Below are 21,772 nucleotides of genomic sequence, written 5' to 3' on the forward strand. Positions count from 1 at the left end.
CACCGGAACGAGTGAAAGCTTGCCCTGTTTGCCCCGAAAATGATGCCTCAATCTTTACTCTGCATTACGATCAATTTACCGAGAGTTGAGAATCCCGCCGCTACACGCCGTGACACACGGCCGCGACCCCACATTCCGCGACCGCGCAGCCCCGGAGGAGACGGGAACATGTCCGCCTGCGTCCCCATCCGCACCGACGACGACGCTTCTCGCACACCACCCCGACGATCCCGCCTCGGCCGGAGCCCCCGCTCTCCACGACGGCCGCACAGCCCGCCCGGCTCGCGACCACCCGGCGGCCGCCGCTTCTGCTTCCCCGTTGCGGGCGCCGATCTGTCCGCCTCCATCTCCGTCTTCCTGATCGCCCTGCCGCTGTCCCTCGGCATCGCGCTCGCCACCGGGGCGCCGCTCCAGGCCGGGCTGGTCGCGGCGGCGGTCGGCGGCATCGTCGTCGGGCGGCTGGGCGGGGCGCCGCTCCAGGTCAGCGGCCCCGCAGCCGGTCTGACCGTCGTCACCGCCGATCTGATCCAGCGGTACGGCTGGCGCGCCACCTGCGCCATCACCGCGGTCGCCGGACTGGCTCAACTCGGCCTGGCCGCCCTGCGGGTGGCCCGCTCCGCCCTCGCCGTCAGCCCGGCGATCGTGCACGGCATGCTCGGCGGCATCGGCGTCACCATCGCCCTCGCGCAGCTGCACATCGTGCTCGGCGGCAGCCCCCAGAGCTCCGCCGTCGCCAACGTCCAAGGGCTGCCTGCCCAGTTGGCCGACCTGCATCCCGCAGCCCTGTCCGTCAGCGCGCTCACCGTGGCGGTGCTGCTGCTGTGGCCGCGGATTCCAGGGCGGACGGGGGAGCTCGTGCGGAAGCTTCCCGCGGCTCTCGCCGCGGTGGCGGGCGCGACCGTGCTCGCCACAGTTGCCGGGCTGCGCCTGCCCCGCGTCGACCTGCCGTCCTGGAGCAGCCACGCCCTGCCCGAGATGCCCGAGGGACCCGTACTCGGCCTGATCGCGGCCGTGCTCACCATCACCCTCGTCGGCAGCGTGGAGTCACTGCTGTCCGCGGTCGCCGTCGACAAGCTGACCGCCGCACGCAAAACGCCGGACGTTCACATTCCGCGCGCCCGTCTCGACCGTGAACTGGCCGGCCAGGGAGCGGGCAACGTGGTCTCGGGGGCCCTCGGCGGACTGCCGGTCACCGGCGTCGCCGTGCGCAGCACCGCCAATGTCGCCGTCGGCGCGGTCAGCCGCAACTCGACGATCCTGCACGGCCTGTGGGTCGTGGTCGCCGCACTGCTGTTGGTGCCCGTGCTCGATCTGATCCCACTGGCCGCCCTGGCGGCGCTGGTGATGGTCGTCGGCGTGCAGATGGTCAACATCACCCATGTGCGCAGCGTCAAGCGGAATCGCGAAGCGCTGGTGTACGCGGCGACGCTGACCGGAGTGGTGCTCACCGGCGTCCTGGAAGGCGTCGCCATCGGGATCGCGGTGGCGGTCATCGTGGCGCTGCACCGGCTGACCAGGACGCGGATCACCGTCGAGGAGCAGGGGGGCGTGCACCGGGTGCGGGTGCGCGGGCAGCTGACGTTCCTGGCCGTGCCCCGGCTGAGCCGGATGCTGGGCCAGGTGCCGTTCGGCGCGGACTGCCTCGTCGAACTGGACGGCTCCTTCATGGACCACGCCGCCCATGAAGCCCTGCACGACTGGCAGACCGCGCACATCGCACAGGGCGGGACGGTGGAGTTCACCGGCAGGGCGGGCAGCCGGATCAGCGAGCCTGCGTCGGAGACACACGGCTGCTGCCGCCCCTGGACGCCGTGGCGCAACCACTACTGCGGAAGCGGCGCCCAGGCTGCGGCCGAGCGAGAGTCGCCGACCGTACACCAACTGGCCAGCGGCCTCAGCTCCTTCCAGCGCAACACGGCCCCGCTGGTGCGGGACGAGCTGGCCCGGCTGGCGCGCGAGGGGCAGCGCCCCTCCCAGCTCTTCCTCACCTGCGCGGACTCCCGGCTCGTCACCAGCATGATCACGGCCAGCGGCCCGGGCGACCTGTTCACCGTGCGGAACGTGGGCAACCTCGTGCCCCCGCCCGGCGAGGAGAGCGGCGACGACTCGGTCGGCGCTGCGATCGAGTACGCGGTCGAGGTGCTGAAGGTGGACTCGATCACGGTCTGCGGGCACTCCGGCTGCGGGGCGATGCAGGCACTGCTGAGCGGTACGCCGGACGGAGAAGCCGGCGTACAGACCCCCTTGCAGCGCTGGCTCCGGCATGGCCGCCCGAGCCTGGAGCGGCTGAACGGCGAAAACCGCACCTGGGTGCGCATCGCCGGAAGGCTGCCCACCGATGCGGTCGAGCAGCTGTGTCTGACGAATGTGGTGCAGCAGCTCGAGCATCTGCGCGCGCATGAGTCCGTGGCTCGTCGGCTCGCGGAGGGCACCCTCGAACTGCACGGGATGTACTTCCACGTGGGAGAGGCCCAGGCGTATCTCCTGACGGACGGCGAAGGCGGAGCGGGGCGACAGAGCAGCCCGGGCGACGACGGAGAGGGGGAGGGGCTGAACAGCGGCGCGGTGTTCCACCGCGTCGACCCCGCGGTCTCGGCCCTGCCGGTGTCCGGGGCCGCCATGACGTCCCGGAGCTCCCCGGCCTCCCGGAGCCCTCTGGTTTCCCGGAGCTCTCTCATCTCCCGGTTCTCCCGGACTACCTCCCGGACCACCTCCCGGTCCTCCGGGGCCCCTCGCGCGGCCGAAGGGCCGCACGCTCCGCTGGAGGAGTTCCCCGTCCGAGCCACGCCTCCCTGTGAACCGACCGGCCCCGTGAACCGACCGGCCCCGTGAACCGACCGGCCGGTGAACCGCCGGCCCGGTCCGTCCGTGGGAACGGGTGGTTCCTCCTCCCTCGCCACCCTGGGAAGGAGGAACCCCGGGCTCAGCGCACCCATGGCAGCGGATTCCTACATGCGGCGAAAACTGGCCGCATAGGTCTACACCAATTTCCAGATGGCTCTTGTCACCCGGGCCGTCGGCTGATGAGCTATGGCCTGGGACACATAGGTACAGAGGACGCCCTGGGAAAGGGAGATGTCGTGAGCAACGAGAGCCTGGCCAATCTTCTTCGCGAAGAGCGCCGATTCACCCCGCCGGCCGAGATGGCCGCGCACGCCAATGTGACGGCGGAGGCGTATGAGCGGGCCACGGCGGATCGGCTCGGCTTCTGGGCCGAGCAGGCGCGGCGGCTCACATGGGCCGTCGAGCCGACCGAGACCCTGGACTGGTCCAACCCGCCCTTCGCGAAATGGTTCGCGGACGGCCGGCTGAACGTCGCGTACAACTGCGCGGACCGCCATGTGGAGGCGGGCCATGGCGACCGGGTCGCCATCCACTTCGAGGGCGAGCCGGGTGACAGCCGTGCCATCACCTACGCGGAGCTGAGGGACCAGGTGGCCCAAGCGGCCAACGCGCTCACCGAGCTGGGCGTCGGCAAGGGCGACCGGGTGGCCGTCTACCTGCCGATGATCCCCGAGGCCGCCGTCGCCATGCTGGCCTGCGCCCGCATCGGCGCGGCCCACTCGGTGGTCTTCGGCGGCTTCTCCGCCGACGCCGTCGCCTCCCGCATCCAGGACGCCGACGCCAAGCTGGTCATCACCGCGGACGGCGGCTACCGGCGCGGCAAGCCGTCCGCGCTGAAGCCCGCGATCGACGAGGCCGTCAGCAAGTGCCCCCAGGTCGAGCACGTTCTCGTCGTCCGCCGCACCGGCCAGGACACCGCGTTCACCGAGGGCCGGGACGTGTGGTGGGACGACATCGTCTCCCGCCAGTCCACCGAGCACACCCCCGAGGCCTTCGAGGCGGAGCATCCGCTCTTCATCCTCTACACCTCCGGCACCACCGGAAAGCCGAAGGGCATCCTGCACACGTCCGGCGGCTATCTCACCCAGGCGGCCTACACCCACCACGCCGTCTTCGACCTCAAGCCGGAGTCGGACGTCTACTGGTGCACGGCCGACGTCGGCTGGGTGACCGGCCACTCGTACATCGTGTACGGGCCGCTGGCCAACGGTGCGACACAGGTGATGTACGAGGGCACGCCCGACACCCCCCACCAGGGCAGGTTCTGGGAGATCGTGCAGAAGTACGGCGTCACCATCCTCTACACCGCGCCGACCGCGATCCGCACCTTCATGAAGTGGGGCGACGACATCCCCGCCAAGTTCGACCTGTCCAGCCTGCGCATCCTGGGGTCGGTGGGCGAGCCGATCAACCCGGAGGCCTGGATCTGGTATCGGGAGCACATCGGCGGCGGGAACTGCCCGATCGTGGACACCTGGTGGCAGACCGAGACCGGCGCGATGATGATCTCTCCGCTGCCGGGGGTCACCGAGACCAAGCCCGGTTCGGCGCAGCGCCCCCTGCCCGGCATCGCGGCGACCGTCGTGGACGACGAGGCGCGCGAGGTGCCCAACGGGGGCGGCGGCTATCTGGTGCTGACCGAGCCGTGGCCGTCGATGCTCCGCACGATCTGGGGCGACGACCAGCGCTTCGTCGACACCTACTGGTCCCGCTTCGAGGGCAAGTATTTCGCGGGCGACGGCGCCAAGAAGGACGACGACGGGGACATCTGGCTGCTGGGCCGGGTCGACGACGTCATGCTGGTCTCGGGCCACAACATCTCCACCACGGAGGTCGAGTCGGCGCTGGTCTCGCACCCCAAGGTCGCCGAGGCCGCCGTGGTCGGCGCCGCGGACGAGACGACCGGTCAGGCGATCGTCGCCTTCGTCATTCTGCGCGGCAGCGCTGCCGAGGACGCCGACCTGGTCGCCGATCTCCGCAACCATGTCGGAGCGACGCTCGGCCCCATCGCCAAGCCCAAGCGGATCCTGCCGGTCGCCGAACTGCCGAAGACCCGGTCCGGGAAGATCATGCGCCGGCTGCTGCGCGATGTCGCGGAGAACCGCCAGCTCGGTGATGTCACCACCCTGACGGACTCCTCGGTGATGGACCTCATCCAGACGAGGCTGCCGAGCGCCCCCAGCGAGGACTGACCAGCCGAACCACATAAGGGACATCCGGCCGACGCGCCGGATGTCCCTTATGTGTCTATGGTGAGGATCACGGATACACCCTTGCGGGCTTGGGTAAGGTAAGCGCGCGTCAACGACGCTCTTAGAAGAACTGCATGTGACGAATGGTGCGCCGGGAAGTCTGGTCGGCATGCGCTTCACCCCTGCCCACCCGACCATCGGAGGTCCTTCGACGTGCCCGCACCGACCCCCACCGGCCAGACCGATCGTCCCGCCGGCCAGACGGACCGCAGGTTCCTCGGACGTCTGTCCCTTCCCGAGCGGAATTTCATCGCCGACGCGCTACGGGCCGAGACCGTCGGCGGCGTGCTGCTGCTCATCGCGGCGATCATCGCCCTCATATGGGCGAACAGTCCTCTGGCCGACGACTACCAGTCCGTACGGGACTTCCACATAGGGCCGTCCGCCCTCGGCCTCGACCTCTCCCTCCAGCACTGGGCCGCCGACGGTCTGCTGGCCGTCTTCTTCTTCGTCGCGGGCATCGAGCTCAAGCGCGAGCTGGTCGCGGGAGAGCTGCGGGACCCCAAGGCGGCCACCCTCCCCGTGGTCGCCGCGATCGCCGGTATGGCCGCCCCAGCGCTGGTCTATCTGCTGGTCAACAGCATCGGCGGCGGTTCGACCGACGGCTGGGCCGTGCCGACCGCCACCGACATCGCCTTCGCGCTCGCCGTCCTCGCGGTCATCGGCGCCTCACTGCCGTCCGCCCTGCGCGCCTTTCTGCTCACCCTCGCGGTCGTCGACGACCTCCTCGCCATCCTGATCATCGCGATCTTCTTCACCAGCGACCTGAACTTCGCGGCGCTGGGCGGCGCGCTCGTCGGGCTGGGCCTCTTCTGGCTGCTGCTGCGCATGGGTGTGCGCGGCTGGTACGTGTACGTCCCGCTGGGCCTGGTGATCTGGGGGCTGATGTACAACAGCGGCGTCCATGCCACGATCGCCGGGGTGGCCATGGGCCTGATGCTCCGCTGCACCCGCCACGAGGACGAGGAGCACTCGCCCGGCGAGCGCATCGAGCACATGGTGCGCCCCCTTTCGGCGGGCTTCGCGGTGCCGCTGTTCGCGCTGTTCTCCGCGGGAGTCTCCGTCTCCGGCGGCGCGGTCTCCGATGTCTTCACCCAGCCCGAGACGCTCGGCGTGGTCCTCGGCCTGGTGGTCGGCAAGATGGTCGGCATCTTCGGCGGCGCCTGGCTGACCGTGCGCTTCACCAAGGCCCAGCTGAACGAGGAGCTGGCCTGGCCCGATGTCTTCGCCGTCGCCACACTCGCGGGCATCGGCTTCACCGTCTCGCTCCTCATCGGCGAACTGGCCTTCGCCGGCGATCCGGTGATGACCGACGAGATCAAGGCCGCGGTCCTGTTCGGCTCGCTGATCGCCGCGGTCTGCGCGACCGTGCTGCTCAAGGTGCGTGTGCGCAGGTACCAGGCGCTGTGCGCGGAAGAGGACCGCGATGAGGACCGCGACGGCATCCCCGACGTCTACGAGCAGGACGATCCCGAGTACCACCTGCGGATGGCGGCGATCTACGAGGAGAAGGCCGCAGAGCACCGCCGCATGGCGGAAGTGGCGGGGGCGTCGCGCGACGGCGGCGACAGTCCGGCATGATCTGACACGGATTCGCAGTCGTCTGCGACGGATTCGCAGCCGAAGGCGGTCCGGAGTCGAGAACGTGGCAACGTCAGACACATCGGGAAGCGCGAGAAGAGCGAGAAGAGGGAGTCAGCGATGAGCGACCCCGGCAGCAGCGCCCAGGGCACGACGGGCGTCAACGGCAGCGGACCCGGCGCCGACCGCAGCCTCGGACAGTTGGTCGCCTCCGCGACCGCGGAGATGTCCGCGCTGGTGCACGACGAGATCGCCCTGGCCAAGGCCGAGCTGCGCCAGGATGTCAAACGCGGTGCGATCGGCGGCTTCGCGTTCATCGTCGCGGGGGTGCTCGTGCTCTTCGCGCTGCCCGTGCTGAGCTTCGCGGCGGCGTACGGGATCCACAATCTCGGCCTCGGCCTGGCCTGGTCGTTCCTGATCGTGGGCGGCGCATACATCCTGCTGGGCGTGGGCCTCGCGCTGCTGGGCGTCTCCAAGTTCAAGAAGGTCAAGCCGCCGGAGAAGTCCATTGCGTCGGCCAAGCAGACGGCCGCCGTCCTGCAGACCGTCAAGCCGCACACACGTCCGGCCCGGGACAAGGCGGTCGTGTGACGCTTCCGGAGCAGCCGCGCCGCATTCCGCCGGATGTGGGACGCTCGACAGCATGACGGCCCCAGACATCCGTGCCGGCGGCTCAGGCGGCTCCGGCAGCCCCGTACGCATCGACGGCCCGTGGACCCACCGCGATGTGGCGGCCAACGGCGCCCGCTTCCATATCGCGGAGCTGGGCGACGGGCCGCTGGTGCTGCTGCTCCACGGCTTCCCGCAGTTCTGGTGGACCTGGCGGCATCAGCTGACCGCGCTCGCCGACGCGGGGTTCCGCGCGGTGGCGATGGACCTCAGGGGCGTGGGCGGCAGCGACCGTACGCCCCGGGGTTACGACCCCGCCAACCTGGCGCTCGACATCACCGGGGTCGTCCGCTCCCTCGGGGAGCCGGACGCGGCACTCGTCGGCCATGACCTGGGCGGATATCTGGCCTGGACCGCGGCGGTGATGCGGCCCAAGCTGGTGCGCCGACTGGCGGTCTCCTCGATGCCGCATCCGCGGCGGTGGCGTTCGGCGATGCTGTCCGACTTCGCACAGAGCCGTGCCGGGTCGTATGTGTGGGGCTTTCAGCGCCCATGGATTCCGGAGCGTCAGCTCGTGGCGGACGAGGGCGCCTTGGTGGGCGAACTGATCCGTACGTGGTCGGGTCCGCAGCCCCCGGACGAGAAGGCGCTCGGGGTGTACCGGCGTGCGATGTGCATCCCGTCGACGGCGCACTGCTCGATCGAGCCGTACCGGTGGATGGTGCGCTCGATGGCGCGGCCGGACGGCATCCAGTTCAACCGGCGGATGAAGCGACCGGTGCGGGTGCCCACGCTGCATCTGCACGGCTCGCTGGACCCCGCGATGCGGACCCGCAGCGCGGCGGGCTCGGGCGAGTATGTGGAGGCCCCCTACCGCTGGAGGCTCTTCGACGGTCTCGGCCACTTCCCGCACGAGGAGGACCCGGTGGCCTTCTCCACGGAGCTCATCAACTGGCTGAAGGACCCCGAACCGGACCGGTGACCATACGCCGCCGGCCCGTTCCGGAAGCCGTGCGCCGCAAGCCGCCGGCCGCCGGGCCGTCCGATCGTCGACTTCTACAGGATGCGCCGGGGACGGTTGTCCTACGAACGGCCAAATGCCCGGCGCATAGGCCAATTGGCCGCGTCCGGCACGGTTACGGACCATGGGCCACGGGCACACGTCGGGGTATGGGCTGGACGCACGACTACGGTGACGCAGCACGCAACCGCCGCACGGCCAGTGGGCCGATCACCCATGACACAGGTGGTCCCCGAGGCGGAGATCATGATCATTACGGGCAGGGGGTCGGCATCTCCCGCATCCTGAGGCGTCGGGCCCGCTGGGTGTCCGCGCGGCTGCGACACACCCGCGGCTGACCCCGGCGGCCACGCTCGCGGCTTGCCCGGCCGGCCCGCCGGCTGACCGCCCGGCACACGGTCGGGGCATCCGCGGCTGACCGTCTGTCGCGCCCTTCTCCCCGTCACCGTCTACAGCGCACAGCGCTGGCTGTCGACCTCCTGGTTGGCGCTGCGGCCGAGGGTGATGTCCTCGCGGATCTCATCGACGGTCAGGGCGTAGCCGGTGTCGGGGTCGTCCAGGGAGCGGGCGAAGATGACGCCGTAAACCCTGCCGTCCGTCGTCAGCAGCGGACCGCCGGAGTTGCCCTGACGGACCGTGGCGTAGAGCGAGTAGACATCGCGCTGCACGGTGCCGCGATGGTAGATGTCCGGGCCATTGGCGTTGATGCGGCCACGCACCCGCGCCGAACGCACGTCGTAGGAGCCGTTCTCCGGGAAGCCGGCGACGATCGCGCTGTCGCCGGTGCTCGCATCGCCGTCCGCGAACTGCAGCGGTCGCGCCCTCAGATCCGGCACATCCAGTACGGCGATGTCCCGCTGCCAGTCGTACAGCACCACCTTGGCGTCATAGAGCCTGCCCTCACCGCCTATCTGCACGGTCGGCTCGTCGACGCCGCCCACGACATGGGCGTTGGTCATCACCCGCCGCTCGGCGAAGACGAAGCCGGTGCCTTCCAGGACCTTGCCGCAGCCCGGGGCCGTGCCGACGACCTTGACGATGGACTGCTTGGCACGGGCGGCGACAGGGCTGTCGACGAGCGCCGGATCGGGGGCCCGGACCTCGGTGATGGGCTCGTTGGCGAACGGCGTGAAGACCTGCGGGAAGCCGTTCTGCGCGAGTACGGAGGAGAAGTCGTTGAACCACGTGGAGGCCTGATCGGGCATCACGCGGTCGACGCCCAGCAGCACCTTGGAGCTGCGGACCTCCTTGCCGAGCGTGGGCAGGGACGTTCCGGCCAGGGCGGAGCCGATCAGCCAGGCGACCAGCAGCATCGCCACCACGTTGACCAGCGCGCCGCCGGTGGCGTCCAGGGCCCGAGCGGGCGACCAGGTGATGTACCGGCGGAGTCTGTTGCCCAGATGCGTGGTGAGCGCCTGCCCCACGGAGGCGCAGACGATCACGATCACCACGGCGGCGATCGCGGCGGCGGTGGACACCTCCGAGTCGTTCGTCAGATGGTCCCAGAGGACGGGGAGCACATACACGGCGACGAGGCCGCCGCCGAGAAAGCCGATCACCGACAGGATGCCGACGACGAAGCCCTGGCGGTAGCCGACGATCGCGAACCACACGGCGGCGACCAGCAACAGGATGTCCAGCACGTTCACCGTCATTTGCCTCGCAGTGTCGTCGCCGGCGCCCGTCCGGCCGGCCTTGGGGTCCTGCGGCAGAGCCGCCCTGAGTGCCGTCTCCGCGGAGCACGGCGTGTGGATCAGCCTGTCATGAGCGCCAGTCCAGCGGGACCTGCCGGGAGCGGTCCCACGGCCGCTCCCAGCCCGCGAAGTGCAGAATCCGGTCGATCACTCCGGCGGTGAAACCCCAGACCAGGGCGGATTTGACCAGAAACGCCGGGCCGGTGTGACCGCTCGGGTGCAGCGCGGTCGCGCGGTTGGCCGGGTCCGTGAGATCCGCCACGGGGACGGTGAAGACCCGGGCGGTCTCGGCGGGGTCCACCGCGCCGACGGGGCTCGGCACACGCCACCAGCCGAGGACGGGTGTCACCACGAAACCGCTCACCGGGATGTAGAGCTTGGGCAGGACCCCGAAGAGCTGCACGCCCGACGGATCAAGGCCGGTCTCCTCCTCCGCCTCGCGCAGGGCGGCGCGCAGCGGGCCGGCGGCGGCCGGGTCGCCGTCCTCGGGGTCGAGCGCGCCGCCCGGGAAGGACGGCTGCCCGGCGTGCGAGCGCAGCGAGCCCGCGCGCTCCATCAGCAGCAGCTCAGGGCCCCGCACGCCGTCCCCGAGCAGGATCAGGACGGCGGACTGGCGGCCGCGGCCGCTCTTGGGCGGCAGAAACCGGCTGAGCTGCTCGGGCTCGACGGTCTGCACAGCGCGTACGACGGGATCGAGCCACTCGGGCAGCCCCTGCGTCGTGACGACGACCTCGCCCGCGGCCCGTCCCGTCTCCGTGACCCCGTGTGTACGGGATGTCTCGTCCGTGTCTTCTCCCATGCGCAATCAGATGCACCCCCTGGGCACAACGCCCCGGGGCCTATGGATCGTTCCGCCGCAGCGGCACGGCGCTCCGCGTCCGCAAGCCCCCCGGCCGGCTGCCGGGCTCATCGCGGCATGCCTCGCCCGACCCGTCACCGGGCCGCCCACCGTCCCGACCACCGCGCCGACCGCCGCCCCGACCTCTGGGCCGACCGCCGCCTCGCTCGCCTCCGGGCCGCCCGCCGTCCCGCTCGCCAGCGGGCCCGTCACCCGGCCGCCCCCAGGGCGGGGGCGGGCGGCGCAGGCTTGCCCGGATAGTCGGGCGGCGGCTTCAGTCGCTGGCCCGGCTGCCCGCCCAGCTCGTACTTCAGCAGCTTCTTCGCCTTTTCCGGATCCGTCTCGCCCTCCCCGTACGACGGACAGAGGTGGGCGATGGGGCAGGCGCCGCAGGCGGGCTTGCGGGCGTGGCAGATCCGCCGCCCGTGGAAGATCACGCGGTGTGAAAGCATCGTCCACTCCGACTTCGGGAAGATCGCGGCAATCTCGGCCTCGACCTTCTCCGGGTCCTCCTGGTCCGTCAGCTTCCACCGCCGCACCAGCCGGCCGAAGTGGGTGTCGACCGTTATGCCGGGGACGCCGAAGGCGTTGCCGAGTACCACGAACGCCGTCTTGCGGCCCACCCCGGGCAGCGTCACCAGGTCTCTGAGGGTGCCGGGGACCTCGCCGCCGTAGTTGTCCCGCAGGGCGGCGGAGAGGCCTATCAGCGACTTCGCCTTCGCCCGGAAGAAGCCCGTGGGCCGGATGATCTCCTCCAGCTCCTCCGGCACGGCCGCGGCCATGTCCTCCGGCGTCGGGTATCTGGCGAAGAGCGCGGGGGTGGTCTGATTCACCCGGAGGTCCGTCGTCTGTGCGGAGAGAACGGTGGCGACCAGCAGCTCGAACGGATTCTCGAAATCAAGCTCGGGATGGGCGTACGGGAACACCTCGGCCAACTCGCGGTTGATCCGGCGCGCGCGGCGGACCATGGCCAGCCTCGATTCCGGTTTGTCGCTTTTCTTCCCTTTTGACGGATTAGGCGAGCGGGGTGGCGACGACTGTTCGCCCACAGCGGAATTCTGCTTCGCGGACACGCTTCCAGCCCCCTTGGCCTGCGCTCTCACCGGCGAATCGGACACCCGGCCAGCCTAAGGGCCGCCACTGACATCCGCCCCGGTCACCGGCAATCAGGCCCCAATCGGGCCCCTGCCGTAGGGACGGACGCCTCCGTGCGTCAAACTTGTTGTGACTGATCGCACGAATTTTTGCCGCCCGGAAGTCCGTGGGCCCACCCCGGACGTGTACAGACGAGTACAGGACGGTCCGGCATCATGGGGACCAACGTCCCCTGAGCAGGTCGACAAGGAGAGAACTCGTGGACGACGTTCTGCGGCGCGCCCCGCTCTTCGCGGCGCTCGATGACGAGCAGGCCGCGGAGCTCCGCGCCTCGATGAGTGAAGCGACGCTCGCCCGCGGCGACGCGCTCTTTCACGAGGGCGACCCCGGGGACCGCCTCTACGTGGTCACCGAGGGCAAGGTCAAGCTCCACCGCACCTCGCCCGACGGCCGCGAGAACATGCTCGCCGTCCTCGGTCCCGGCGAGCTGATCGGCGAGCTGTCGCTCTTCGACCCGGGGCCGCGCACCGCCACCGCCTCCGCGCTGACCGAGGTCAAGCTCCTCGGCCTGGGCCACGGCGATCTGCAGCCCTGGCTGAACGCCCGGCCGGAGGTCGCCAGCGCCCTGCTGCGCGCGGTCGCCCGCCGTCTCCGCAAGACGAACGACCAGATGTCCGACCTGGTCTTCTCCGACGTTCCCGGCCGGGTCGCCCGTGCGCTGCTCGATCTGTCGCGGCGCTTCGGCGTGCAGTCGGAGGAGGGCATCCACGTCGTCCACGACCTCACCCAGGAGGAGCTGGCGCAGCTCGTCGGCGCCTCCCGCGAGACGGTGAACAAGGCCCTGGCCGACTTCGCCCAGCGCGGCTGGCTGCGCCTGGAGGCACGCGCCGTGATCCTGCTGGACGTGGAACGGCTCGCCAAGCGCTCGCGCTGAGCACACACGCCGGCTGAGCACACCCGCCGGCTGGACACACATAACGACACACACGAGCGGAGGGCCGCCCCGGCCGAAGCCGGGGCGGCCCTCTGCTCAGCAGGCGGTTCCGCGCACCCGCCGCCTGTCGGTTGTTTCAGTTGTCCAGTTCTCAGCTGTTCAGCTGTGGGCTGTCAGTCCTTCGTACCATCGACGATCAGCGGGTTTCCGCTGCCGTCGCCGCACGGCACCGCATACACCGGGTTCTTGGCTGCCGCCTCCTTGAAGGCGTCGATGCACTGGTTGGCCAGCACCTTGTCGCTGAGCGACTCGTTGAGGATCTTGTTCGCCCTGGCGATGCCCTCCGCCTCGTTCGCCCGAGTCAGCGGCGTGGGCTCAGCTCCACGGAGTCAGCAGCACGGAGTCAGCGGAGCGCGCTCAGCAGCACGGAGTCAGCGGCGCGGGCTCAGATCAGGCCGTGCTCCCGCAGATAGTCCAGCTGCGCCCGCACCGACTGCTCGGCGGCCGGCCACAGGGACCTGTCCACATCCGCGTACACATGGGCCACCACGTCGGAGGCCGTGCGATGGCCGTTCTCGACGGCCGTCTCCACCTGGGCGAGCCGGCCGGCGCGGTGGGCGAGATAGAAGTCAACGGCCCCCTGGGCGTCTTCCAGTACCGGGCCGTGGCCCGGCAGCACTGTGTGCACGCCGTCGTCCACGGTCAGCGAGCGCAGCCTGCGCAGGGAGTCGAGGTATTCGCCGAGGCGTCCGTCAGGATGGGCGACGACGGTGGTGCCGCGGCCGAGAATGGTATCCCCCGTCAGCACCGCCTGGTCGGCGGGCAGATGGAAGCAGAGCGAGTCGGCGGTGTGTCCGGGCGTGGCCACCACCCGCAGCTCCAGCCCGCCCACCGTGATCACATCTCCGGCCGCGAGTCCCTCGTCGCCCAGCCGCAGCGCCGGGTCGAGTGCGCGCACCGCCGTGCCGGTCAGCTCCGCGAAACGGGCCGCGCCCTCCGCGTGGTCCGGGTGGCCGTGGGTGAGGAGGGTCAGCGCAATGCGCTTGCCCGCCTTCTCCGCGGTGGACACGACGGTCTCCAGATGGCCTTCGTCGAGGGGCCCGGGGTCGATGACGACCGCGAGGGCGGAGTCCGGTTCCGACACGATCCAGGTGTTGGTGCCGTCCAGGGTCATGGCGGACGGATTCGGCGCGAGGACGTTGACGGCACGGGCGGTGGCGGGGCCGGAGAGCACCCCGCCGCGCGGCTGCCCCGGCAGCGCGGCTGCGTCCGTCATCGGCCTTCCTCGTCTTCCGCGGGCCGCCCCGGGGCCGCCGGTTCGATCCTCTTGGTGAACTCCTCGTGCCCCGGCCAGCTGAGGACGATCTCCCCCTTCACCAGTGCGGCCCGGGCGATTACGGGGGTGAGGTCCTGCTTCCCCGCCGCCGCGAGCGCCGTCCCGGCCGTCGGGAACGCCGTCAGCGCCCGCAGCGTGGAGATCGTCGGGGGCATCATCAGCAGCTCGCCCTTGTCGTAGCCGGCGGCCGCGTCCACGGGCCGGATCCACACCGTGTGGTCAGCCTCGGTGGAGACGTTGCGAGCCTGTTGCCCCTGCGGGAGGGCGGCGACGAAGAACCAGGTGTCGTAGCGGCGCGGCTCGAACTCCGGGGTGATCCAACGCGCCCATGCGCCGAGCAGATCGGAGCGCAGGACCAGTCCGCGCCGGTCGAGGAACTCCGCGAAGGACAGCTCGCGGTCGACGAGAGCCTGCCGGTCGGCCTCCCAGCCCTCGCCGTCGTCGCCGGTGCCGGCGGCGTCGGCATCAGCGGCGTCGGCGTCGGCGGTTCCGACAGCCCCGACGACGGTGTCCGGCGTACGGCCTGCGAGCAGCACGCCCGCCTCCTCGTACGTCTCCCGGACCGCCGCGCACACGATGGCCTGCGCGGACGCCGTGTCGTCGACACCCAGCCGGGCGGCCCAGCTCTCCAGGGAGGGGCCCGCCCACCGCACCGGCCGGTCGTCCCGCGGATCGACCCCGCCGCCCGGATATGCGTACGCGCCTCCGGCGAAAGCCATGGAGGCGCGTCGGCGCAGCATATGCACGGCGGGGCCGCCGTCGGGCGTGTCGCGCAGCAGCATCACCGTCGCGGCCCGCTTCGGGGCGACGGGCGTCAGCTCGCCGGAAGCGAGCGCCCGGATCCGGTCGGGCCATTCGGGTGGGTACCACTGACCATTGGACATGGCCGGATGCTATGCGCAATCACCGGGATGTTCGAGGGCGGCCGGTTCGGATCACCAGCTGGTCGGACAGCCTGATCAGCCGTTGACCAGCTCCACCTGGATCTCGACCTCCACCGGCGCGTCCAGCGGCAGGACGGCGACGCCCACCGCGCTGCGCGCGTGCACGCCCTTGTCGCCCAGTACCTCGCCCAGCAGCTCGCTGGCCCCGTTGAGCACCGCCGGCTGCCCGGTGAAGTCCGAGGCCGAGGCGACGAAGCCGACGACCTTGACGACCCGCGCGATCCGGTCCAGGTCGCCCGCCACCGACTTCACGGCGGCCAGGGCGTTCAGCGCACAGGTGCGCGCCAGTTCCTTGGCCTCTTCCGGGGTGACTTCGGCGCCCACCTTGCCGGTGACCGGGAGCTTGCCCTCCACCATCGGAAGCTGGCCCGCGGTGTGGACATACGGCCCCGACTGCACGGCCGGCTGGTACGCGGCCAGCGGAGGGACCACCTCCGGCAGGGTCAGCCCCAACTCGGCGAGCTTCGCCTCCACGGCGCTCATGAGGACTTCTCCCGCTTGAGATAGGCCACAAGCTGCTCGGGGTTGTTCGGGCCGGGCACGACCTGGACGAGCTCCCAGCCGTCCTCGCCCCAGGTGTCCAGAATCTGCTTCGTCGCATGTACCAACAGCGGCACAGTGGCGTACTCCCACTTGGTCATGGAGCCGACTGTATCCGCACCGCACCCTTGCCGACCGACAGCCTCCTGCGTAGGCCGCGGGCCGACTGGTTAGGCTCGAATGCGTGAGCAGGCTCCAGGTCGTCAGCGGCAAGGGCGGTACCGGTAAGACGACGGTCGCCGCCGCCCTCGCGCTCGCCCTCGCCACCGAGGGAAAGCGGACTCTCCTCGTCGAGGTGGAGGGCAGGCAGGGCATCGCCCAGCTCTTCGAGACCGAGGCGTTGCCCTACGAGGAACGCAAGATCGCCGTCTCCTCCGGAGGCGGCGAGGTCTTCGCCCTGGCCATCGACGCCGAGCGGGCGCTCCTCGACTATCTGCAGATGTTCTACAAGCTCGGCGGCGCGGGCCGGGCGCTGAAGAAGCTGGGTGCGATCGACTTCGCGACGACCATCGCGCCCGGCGTGCGCGACGTGCTGCTGACCGGCAAGGCCTGCGAGGCGGTGCGCCGACGGGACAAGCTGGGCAGGTACGCCTACGACTACGTGGTGATGGACGCCCCGCCCACGGGCCGCATCACCCGGTTTCTGAACGTCAACGACGAGGTGGCGGGGCTGGCGAGGATCGGCCCCATACACAATCAGGCGCAGGCGGTGATGCGGGTCCTCAAGTCCCCGCAGACGGCGGTGCATCTGGTGACGCTGCTGGAGGAGATGCCGGTCCAGGAGACCGCGGACGGGGTCGCCGAGTTGCACGAGGCGGGGCTGCCCGTCGGCAAGGTGATCGTGAACATGGTCCGGCCCCATCTCCTCGACGAGGAGGCGGTGCAGAGCGCCGCCGACGGCCGACGTGACGAGATCGCCCGGGTGCTGGCCGCCGCGGGCCTGGGCGGCGCGGGGGGCCTCGTCGGCGCGGGCACGGCAGGCGGCGCAAGCGGTGCGGGCGCGGGCACCGGCACAGGTGCGGGTGCCGGCACGGCAGGCGGCGCAAGCGGTGCGGGCACGGGCACCGGCACAGGTGCGGGTGCCGGCACGGGTGCGGGTGCCGGCACGGGTGCGGGTGCGGACGGGGGAACGGGCGCCGCGAGTCTTGTCGATCCGCTGCTGGAGGAGGCCGCGGAGCACGCCCAGCGCGTCGAGCTGGAGCGCGAGCAGCGCGCCGCGCTCCGCCGTCTGGAGCTGGACTCCTATGAACTGCCTCTGCTGAGTGAGGGAGTCGACCTGGCGGGGCTCTACCGCCTGGCGAAGGATCTGCGGAAGCAAGGAGCGGCCGGGTCATGACGCTGCATTCGCCGTCCCGGGCGTCCCGGGACAGTCACAGCGGCGGTCTGGACGCCGCGGACGCCCTGGACGCGCCGCCCTCTCTGCGGATCGATCCGCTCATCGACGATCCGGACACCCGCATCATCGTCTGCTGCGGCGCGGGCGGCGTCGGCAAGACGACGACCGCGGCGGCCCTCGGCGTGCGGGCGGCGGAGCGCGGCCGCAGGGCGGTCGTCCTCACGATCGATCCTGCGCGCAGGCTCGCCCAGTCGATGGGCATCGACCAGCTGGACAACGTCCCTCGCCGGGTCGAGGGGATCGAGGATCCGACGGGCCGCGGCGAACTGCACGCGATGATGCTGGACATGAAGCGGACGTTCGACGAGATCGTCGAGGCGCATGCGGACCCCGAGCGGGCGCGGGCGATCCTGGAGAACCCCTTCTACCAGTCCCTGTCCGCCGGTTTCGCCGGCACACAGGAGTACATGGCGATGGAGAAGCTGGGCCAGTTGCGGGCGCGGGACGAGTGGGACCTGATCGTCGTCGACACTCCGCCGTCGCGTTCGGCGCTGGACTTCCTCGACGCGCCCAAGCGGCTCGGTTCCTTCCTGGACGGGAAGTTCATCAAGGTGCTGATGGCTCCGGCGAAGGTGGGCGGCCGGGCGGGCATGAAGTTCCTCAATGTCGGCATGTCGATGATGACGGGGACGCTCGGCAAGCTGCTGGGGGGTCAGCTGCTGCGCGACGTCCAGACCTTCGTGGCGGCGATGGACACCATGTTCGGAGGCTTCCGGACCCGCGCCGACGCCACATACCGGCTGCTCCAGGCCCCGGGGACGGCCTTCCTGGTGGTCGCGGCGCCTGAGCGGGACGCCCTGCGGGAGGCCGCGTACTTCGTCGAGCGGCTGGCGGAGGAGGAGATGCCGCTGGCCGGGCTGGTGCTGAACCGGGTGCACGGCAGCGGCGCGGCGCGGCTGTCGGCGGAGCGGGCGCTGGCGGCGGCAGAAAATCTTGATGAGGGCCGCATTGTGGATCATATGCCCGGGAAGACTGGTGTTCGCGACGTCGTTCACGACCCCGACGACGTTCACGACGAAATCGACGAGCACCACGAGCATCACGTACCCGGGCTGTATGACGCGGCGGACGCCTCTCCCGAATCCCCGTCTGCCGCAGCCGACGGGCACGCTGTCGGACATTCGGCGGAAGAGCTGACCGCGGGCTTGCTGCGGTTGCACGCCGAACGTATGCAGGTGCTCGCCCGGGAGCAGCGCACGCGCGACCGCTTCACTGCGCTCCACCCTGAGGTGGCCGTGGCGGAGGTCGCCGCCTTGCCCGGAGACGTACACGATCTCGCGGGGCTACGGGCCATCGGCGACCGTCTCGCCGCGAACGACCGTTGTTGAGACGACAGCCGTCGACCGACCCTGTCCACCCCAGGACACGTGGCCCCGGGGAACTGCCGACGCACCCGTAGGCCGCGTCTGTCGGCGGCGTCTGTCGGCCGTATCCGCCGACGGAGCGTCTGCCGACCGTGCGTGAGCGGGCTGTGGGCGTGCCGACCCTGTTCGCCGACCGTACGTGTGCCGACCCCGCGGGTGCCGACCGTACGTGTCTCGGCCTAGCCCACTGCCGCGTATGCCTCGTATGTCTCGTCGTCGTCGAGCCCCACAGGCAGAATGCCCGCGCTGCGCTCGTACTCCGTGCGCGCCGTTTCGAGCAGCCTCCGCCACGAAGTGACGGTGGGCCGCCTGCGCAGCAGCGCACGCCGTTCCCGCTCGGTCATTCCGCCCCACACGCCGAACTCGACGCGATTGTCGAGCGCATCGGCCAGACACTCGGTCCGCACCGGGCATCCGGTGCACACCGCCTTGGCCCTGTTCTGCGCTGCCCCTTGTACGAACAGTTCATCCGGATCGGTAGTGCGGCAGGCAGCCTGCGCACTCCAGTCGGTTACCCAGCCCATGCCGGCGCCGTCCTCTCCCGAATCGAGGCTCCCCCACGGCGGCAGCGGCATATTCACCGCCGCCAGTTGAGGACGTTACGGAAGGCAGGCACAGTGCAACACCCCCGTGGGGCCCAATCTTGAATGGCCCGAACGGACTATGCGTACGCGGCAGATCACCCAGGGGAGTGAGCTGACGGCATATACGACTAATCCGACAAAGCGGGATAGTCGAGCTGCGTCTCATCGGGCACATGACACCTCATGCGGCCACAGTGCCTCGTGGGTGAAAAGGGCGGGTCTCTGTCACATACGTGATACGAAATTGCACTGCTGTGACAGCTGAGAGCAGCTTAGGCCAAGGCATGTGGGCTTGTCCGGCGAATGAGAACGTAGGCTGCCCCTCATGGCAAAGAAGCGCGCGGGCGGAGGTCTGACCGGGACCCAGCAGGCCGCCAAGTTCCTCGGTGTCAGTGTGCTCTCGGGAGCCGTGCTGGCGGGCATCGCCCTGCCGGCCGCCGGTGCTCTGGGACTTGCCGCCAAGGGGACGGTCGAGGGGTTCGACGAGATCCCCGCCAACCTCAAGACTCCCCCGCTGAGCCAGCGCACCACCATCCTGGACGCGCAGGGCGGGCCGATCGCCACGGTGTACTCCCGCGACCGGACCGAAGTGGAGCTCAAGGACATCTCCCCGCATATGCAGAAGGCGATCATCGCGATCGAGGATGCGCGCTTCTACGAGCACGGGGCGATCGACCTCAAAGGCGTGCTGCGGGCGCTCAACCGCAACGCGCAGTCGGGCGGGGTCTCCGAGGGCGCTTCGACGCTCACACAGCAGTATGTGAAGAACGTCTTCGTCGAGGAGGCGGGCGACGACCCCGAGAAGGTCGCGCAGGCCACCCAGCAGACCCTCGGCCGCAAGATCCGCGAGCTGAAGTACGCGATCCAGGTCGAGGAGGAACTGGGCAAGAAGCGGATCCTGCAGAACTATCTGAACATCACCTTCTTCGGGCAGCAGGCGTACGGCGTCGAGGCGGCCGCCCGGCGCTACTTCTCCAAGTCCGCCAAGGACCTGAACCTGGCGGAGTCGGCGCTGCTGGCCGGCCTCGTCCAGTCGCCGAGCCGCTACGACCCGGTCAATGACGCCCAGGAAGCCACCATGCGCCGCAACATGGTGCTGCAGCGCATGGCGGACGTGGGCGACATCCCACAGGGGGAGGCGGACCGGGCGAAGGAGACCCCGCTCGGCCTCAAGGTCAGCAAGCCCAAGAACGGCTGCATCACCTCCGTCAACGGCGCGGGCTTCTTCTGCGACTACGTACGCGAGGTGTTCCTGTCCGACCCCGTCTTCGGCAAGACGCGGGAGGAGCGGGCGAAGACCTGGAACCGCGGCGGTCTGACGATCAAGACGACCCTCGACCCGCAGGCGCAGCAGGCAGCGCAGAATGCGATAAAGAAGCACGTCTACGAGTCGGACAAGGTCGCCACCGCGGTGACCATGGTCGAGCCGGGGACCGGCAGGATCCTTGCGATGGGCCAGTCGCGCCCGTACGGCTTCGGAAAGACCGAGACGACGATCAACTACTCGGTCGACAAGGGCAAGGGCGGCTCGAACTACGGCTTCCCCGTCGGTTCCACGTTCAAGCCGTTCGTCGCGGCCGCTGCGCTGGAGCAGGGCAAGCCGCCGACGCAGGTGTACTCCTCGCCGTACAAGATGCCCTATCCGGACGAGGTCACGACGTGCAGCGGGAAGCCGTGGAAGAACCTCCAGAACGAGGAGATCCCGAACGAGAACAAGTCGGAGGTCGGCCCCTACGCGCTGAAGGAGGCCATGGCCCTGTCGGTCAACACCTACTTCGTGCAGATGGTGGAGGAGATCGGGCTGTGCCCGGTCGAGGAGATGACCGACAAGCTGGGCGTGATGCAGGGCAACGGCGCGAAGCTGCCCGTCTCACCGGCCCCGCTGACCCTGGGCTCCACCGGCATCGCCCCGCTGACCATGGCCAGTGCCTACGCCACCTTCGCCAACCGCGGCACGTACTGCACGCCGACCGCCATCGAGTCGATCACCACAGCGGGCGGCAAGAGCCTGGAGGTGCCCGAGACCAGGTGCGCCAAGGCCATGACCGAGCGGACCGCCGACACCATCAACACGCTGCTGCGCGGCGTGGTCGACTCCGGAACGGGCCGGCAGGCCGGTCTCACCAGCCGTGACAGCGCGGGCAAGACGGGTACGACCGACTTCCGGAAGAACGCCTGGTTCGTCGGATACACCCCGAACCTCTCCGGCGCGGTGTGGGTGGGCGACCCGAGCCAGAAGGTGGAGATGGAGAACATCACCATCGGCGGCACCTACCACGCGAAGGTCTTCGGCGGTCAGGTCCCGGGACCGATCTGGAAGGACGCGATGAGCGGGGCGCTGGACGGGAAGGAAGCGCCGTCGTTCAACAGCGTGCACATCCCGGACATCCCGAAGGGCGGCGAACCCGGCCGGCCCGGCGACGGCAAGCCCGGCGGCGGGAACAACCGCGGCGGAAACGACAACGGCCGCGGCGGAGCCGACAACGGCGGGCAGACGCCCTGGCCCGGCATCTCCATCCCGCCGGACCTGATCGGCGGCAACACCCAGGGGACCACGGACGGCGGCGTTTCCGGCATCGACGGCGGCACCGGAGACGAGGGCGACGCCACGGCCGGGAACGGGAACGGGAACGGCGGCTTCGACCTCGGCGGCAACCTCGGAGGGATCGGCGGCCGCCGCGACGGCTAGCCGACGGAGCGATGAGGGGGTGCGGCCGGCGGCCGCACCCCCTTTCCCCGT

At 70.3% G+C, this 21,772-nt stretch carries 18 protein-coding genes; 10 read left to right on the plus strand and 8 right to left on the minus strand.

Annotated elements, in window-relative coordinates:
* Positions 1–168 precede the first annotated feature (168 nt).
* The 6 genes from QCN29_RS02625 to QCN29_RS02650 all read left to right on the plus strand — a co-directional run bounded on the left by QCN29_RS02625 (position 169) and on the right by QCN29_RS02650 (position 8,645).
* On the plus strand, positions 169–2,832 hold the full coding sequence (locus QCN29_RS02625) for a bifunctional SulP family inorganic anion transporter/carbonic anhydrase (protein ID WP_279925972.1): 2,664 nt from the start codon (positions 169–171) through the stop codon (positions 2,830–2,832).
* 248 nt (positions 2,833–3,080) lie between these two features.
* Positions 3,081–5,036 (plus strand): acetate--CoA ligase, encoded by a 1,956-nt coding sequence (acs, locus tag QCN29_RS02630; RefSeq protein WP_240134331.1) that lies wholly within the window; start codon positions 3,081–3,083, stop codon positions 5,034–5,036.
* A gap of 213 nt (positions 5,037–5,249) precedes the next feature.
* Complete coding sequence (gene nhaA / locus QCN29_RS02635; RefSeq protein WP_279925974.1) at positions 5,250–6,677, plus strand: Na+/H+ antiporter NhaA; 1,428 nt, start codon at positions 5,250–5,252, stop codon at positions 6,675–6,677.
* A 120-nt stretch (positions 6,678–6,797) separates the two neighbouring features.
* Positions 6,798–7,268 (plus strand): phage holin family protein, encoded by a 471-nt coding sequence (locus QCN29_RS02640; protein WP_279925976.1) that lies wholly within the window; start codon positions 6,798–6,800, stop codon positions 7,266–7,268.
* A gap of 52 nt (positions 7,269–7,320) precedes the next feature.
* The gene (locus QCN29_RS02645) at positions 7,321–8,268 is read left to right on the plus strand and encodes an alpha/beta fold hydrolase (protein ID WP_279925978.1); all 948 of its coding nucleotides are present in this window, start codon (positions 7,321–7,323) and stop codon (positions 8,266–8,268) included.
* Between the two features lie 188 nt (positions 8,269–8,456).
* On the plus strand, positions 8,457–8,645 hold the full coding sequence (locus QCN29_RS02650) for a hypothetical protein (protein WP_240134335.1): 189 nt from the start codon (positions 8,457–8,459) through the stop codon (positions 8,643–8,645).
* Positions 8,646–8,756: 111 nt separating this feature from the next.
* Here the strand turns inward: QCN29_RS02650 and QCN29_RS02655 are convergent, their stop codons facing one another.
* The 3 genes from QCN29_RS02655 to nth form a co-directional block, all read right to left on the minus strand.
* A complete protein-coding gene (locus QCN29_RS02655; protein ID WP_279926152.1) occupies positions 8,757–9,956 on the minus strand; it encodes a MarP family serine protease in 1,200 nt (399 codons plus the stop codon).
* 112 nt (positions 9,957–10,068) lie between these two features.
* Positions 10,069–10,800, minus strand: coding sequence for an NUDIX hydrolase (locus QCN29_RS02660; protein ID WP_279925981.1), 732 nt, complete (start codon positions 10,798–10,800; stop codon positions 10,069–10,071).
* Between the two features lie 248 nt (positions 10,801–11,048).
* The gene (gene nth, locus QCN29_RS02665) at positions 11,049–11,912 is read right to left on the minus strand and encodes an endonuclease III (protein ID WP_279925984.1); all 864 of its coding nucleotides are present in this window, start codon (positions 11,910–11,912) and stop codon (positions 11,049–11,051) included.
* A 281-nt stretch (positions 11,913–12,193) separates the two neighbouring features.
* On the opposite strand from nth, the gene QCN29_RS02670 reads away from it, so the two are divergent.
* Positions 12,194–12,868 (plus strand): Crp/Fnr family transcriptional regulator, encoded by a 675-nt coding sequence (locus tag QCN29_RS02670; protein ID WP_240134338.1) that lies wholly within the window; start codon positions 12,194–12,196, stop codon positions 12,866–12,868.
* Positions 12,869–13,313: 445 nt separating this feature from the next.
* On the opposite strand, the gene QCN29_RS02675 is transcribed toward QCN29_RS02670, so the two are convergent.
* The 4 genes from QCN29_RS02675 to QCN29_RS02690 all read right to left on the minus strand — a co-directional run bounded on the left by QCN29_RS02675 (position 13,314) and on the right by QCN29_RS02690 (position 15,789).
* Positions 13,314–14,144: an MBL fold metallo-hydrolase gene (locus QCN29_RS02675; RefSeq protein WP_279925987.1), complete on the minus strand. Its 831-nt coding sequence runs from the start codon at positions 14,142–14,144 to the stop codon at positions 13,314–13,316.
* Positions 14,141–15,088 carry an NUDIX hydrolase gene (locus QCN29_RS02680; protein ID WP_279925989.1) on the minus strand — a complete coding sequence of 316 codons (948 nt, stop codon included), beginning with the start codon at positions 15,086–15,088 and terminating at the stop codon, positions 14,141–14,143. Before QCN29_RS02680 ends, QCN29_RS02675 begins: the two co-directional genes overlap by 4 nt.
* Before the next feature lie 75 nt (positions 15,089–15,163).
* Positions 15,164–15,631 (minus strand): RidA family protein, encoded by a 468-nt coding sequence (locus tag QCN29_RS02685; RefSeq protein WP_279925991.1) that lies wholly within the window; start codon positions 15,629–15,631, stop codon positions 15,164–15,166.
* A complete protein-coding gene (locus tag QCN29_RS02690) occupies positions 15,628–15,789 on the minus strand; it encodes a DUF4177 domain-containing protein (RefSeq protein WP_005314434.1) in 162 nt (53 codons plus the stop codon). Before QCN29_RS02690 ends, QCN29_RS02685 begins: the two co-directional genes overlap by 4 nt.
* Positions 15,790–15,872: 83 nt before the next feature.
* Between QCN29_RS02690 and QCN29_RS02695 the strand changes: the two genes are divergently transcribed.
* Together QCN29_RS02695 and QCN29_RS02700 are read left to right on the plus strand one after the other, a co-directional pair.
* On the plus strand, positions 15,873–17,024 hold the full coding sequence (locus QCN29_RS02695; protein ID WP_279925993.1) for an ArsA family ATPase: 1,152 nt from the start codon (positions 15,873–15,875) through the stop codon (positions 17,022–17,024).
* A complete protein-coding gene (locus tag QCN29_RS02700; RefSeq protein WP_279925995.1) occupies positions 17,021–18,412 on the plus strand; it encodes an ArsA family ATPase in 1,392 nt (463 codons plus the stop codon). Before QCN29_RS02695 ends, QCN29_RS02700 begins: the two co-directional genes overlap by 4 nt.
* Positions 18,413–18,627: 215 nt before the next feature.
* Here the strand turns inward: QCN29_RS02700 and QCN29_RS02705 are convergent, their stop codons facing one another.
* Positions 18,628–18,972: a WhiB family transcriptional regulator gene (locus QCN29_RS02705; protein WP_187283156.1), complete on the minus strand. Its 345-nt coding sequence runs from the start codon at positions 18,970–18,972 to the stop codon at positions 18,628–18,630.
* A gap of 385 nt (positions 18,973–19,357) precedes the next feature.
* On the opposite strand from QCN29_RS02705, the gene QCN29_RS02710 reads away from it, so the two are divergent.
* Positions 19,358–21,721 carry a transglycosylase domain-containing protein gene (locus tag QCN29_RS02710; RefSeq protein WP_279925998.1) on the plus strand — a complete coding sequence of 788 codons (2,364 nt, stop codon included), beginning with the start codon at positions 19,358–19,360 and terminating at the stop codon, positions 21,719–21,721.
* Positions 21,722–21,772: the final 51 nt, after the last annotated feature.

The organism is Streptomyces chengmaiensis, from assembly GCF_029846775.1.
Taxonomy (GTDB): domain Bacteria; phylum Actinomycetota; class Actinomycetes; order Streptomycetales; family Streptomycetaceae; genus Streptomyces; species Streptomyces chengmaiensis.

What these genes read in the sequence shown, in the direction of transcription:
- QCN29_RS02625 (WP_279925972.1), top strand. Translation starts at nt 169, where the DNA reads ATGTCCGCCTGCGTCCCCATCCGCACCGACGACGACGCTTCTCGCACA.
- QCN29_RS02640 (WP_279925976.1), top strand. Translation starts at nt 6,798, where the DNA reads ATGAGCGACCCCGGCAGCAGCGCCCAGGGCACGACGGGCGTCAACGGC.
- QCN29_RS02645 (WP_279925978.1), top strand. Translation starts at nt 7,321, where the DNA reads ATGACGGCCCCAGACATCCGTGCCGGCGGCTCAGGCGGCTCCGGCAGC.
- QCN29_RS02650 (WP_240134335.1), top strand. Translation starts at nt 8,457, where the DNA reads ATGGGCTGGACGCACGACTACGGTGACGCAGCACGCAACCGCCGCACG.
- QCN29_RS02660 (WP_279925981.1), bottom strand. Translation starts at nt 10,800, where the DNA reads ATGGGAGAAGACACGGACGAGACATCCCGTACACACGGGGTCACGGAG.
- QCN29_RS02675 (WP_279925987.1), bottom strand. Translation starts at nt 14,144, where the DNA reads ATGACGGACGCAGCCGCGCTGCCGGGGCAGCCGCGCGGCGGGGTGCTC.
- QCN29_RS02680 (WP_279925989.1), bottom strand. Translation starts at nt 15,088, where the DNA reads ATGTCCAATGGTCAGTGGTACCCACCCGAATGGCCCGACCGGATCCGG.
- QCN29_RS02685 (WP_279925991.1), bottom strand. Translation starts at nt 15,631, where the DNA reads ATGAGCGCCGTGGAGGCGAAGCTCGCCGAGTTGGGGCTGACCCTGCCG.
- QCN29_RS02690 (WP_005314434.1), bottom strand. Translation starts at nt 15,789, where the DNA reads ATGACCAAGTGGGAGTACGCCACTGTGCCGCTGTTGGTACATGCGACG.
- QCN29_RS02700 (WP_279925995.1), top strand. Translation starts at nt 17,021, where the DNA reads ATGACGCTGCATTCGCCGTCCCGGGCGTCCCGGGACAGTCACAGCGGC.
- QCN29_RS02705 (WP_187283156.1), bottom strand. Translation starts at nt 18,972, where the DNA reads ATGGGCTGGGTAACCGACTGGAGTGCGCAGGCTGCCTGCCGCACTACC.
- QCN29_RS02710 (WP_279925998.1), top strand. Translation starts at nt 19,358, where the DNA reads ATGGCAAAGAAGCGCGCGGGCGGAGGTCTGACCGGGACCCAGCAGGCC.